This window comes from Aeromonas aquatica, from assembly GCF_000764655.1.
Lineage (GTDB): Bacteria > Pseudomonadota > Gammaproteobacteria > Enterobacterales > Aeromonadaceae > Aeromonas > Aeromonas aquatica.
In genome coordinates this window covers 1-1,027 of sequence record NZ_JRGL01000110.1, presented here as the reverse complement: position 1 = coordinate 1,027, position 1,027 = coordinate 1, and the positions used below count along the sequence as shown (strand labels likewise).

General features: G+C 64.0%; 1 protein-coding gene. It reads right to left on the bottom strand.

Annotated elements, in window-relative coordinates:
- The coding region (gene tssI, locus LG30_RS0113955; protein ID WP_033131307.1) for a type VI secretion system tip protein TssI/VgrG at positions 1-1,027 on the bottom strand (1,027 nt) is incomplete at both ends.

The window sequence follows — 1,027 nt, the reverse complement described above, 5'->3', positions numbered from 1 at the left end:
CCGGCCCCACCACGGTGGCGATTTGCGGGCCGTCCACCATCGGCTTGTGGGGCGCCTGTGGGCTGCCGATGCGGGCGCGCCAAGTGGTGCTCGCTTTGACCACCCCGAATTCATTGTGGTAGACGGTGGGACCGCTGCCCCCTTCCTCCTCCAGCGCCTGGGGCTGCGAGCCGGTGTGGCTGATGCGCACCACCTGCCAGTCGGTGTTCAAGCTGCCGTTCGGGTGTTCGGTCAGCGAGAACGTCTGACCCGGCAGCAGGGCCGCGCAGTTGGACTTAGCCAAGCCAGTCACCGCATCGCTTCGCAGCGCATCGAGTCTGTGTTGGGCAAACGCCTTGCCGCTGCCATCCTGCTTGTAGCGACCCGGGTAGTCGAAGTACTGGTAGCTGCCCCGCTGATGGGCAAGCTCGGTGCCGAGCTTTTTATGAGAGAGCCCATAAGCCGGGGTCTTGAAGCTGTAGTCTTTGAGCTCCACATCGCTGGGGCGCACCGCCTCGCGGTAATGGAACTGGCGCACATAGGGGCCTTGTTCGAGGGAGCGGTTGCCGAGGTTGAAGAACAGCTCGGGGCCGGCGGTTAATGCCGCCGCGTCGTCGGCAAAGACAATACGATGCTTGCCAGCTTCGAACTCGTGGAAGTAGAAGAGCCCCTCTTCGGCGGCGAGGCGGTTTAGGAATTCAAGGTCCGTCTCACGGTACTGGACGCAGTATTCGCGCTGGGCATGCTCGTTCTTGAGCGCGAAGGCGTAGTCGGTGATGCCGTGCTCTTGCAGCAGGATGGAGAGGATCTCGTCGGGCTTCTGGGCCTGGAAGATGCGGGAGTTCTGGCGAAGGGAGAGCCGCCACAGGGCCGGCTGTACCAGCAGCTGATAACGGGTGCGGCGAAAGCCGCTGTCCCCTTGAGCAAAGTCGCTCACCACACCGCACACCCGCCGCTGCAGCTCGCCGTTGTACCACACCAGCAGTTCGCAGGGCTGATCCAGCACGGCGCCAAAGTCGACGTCCGGCTCGGGGCTGGCGAGCTCCAG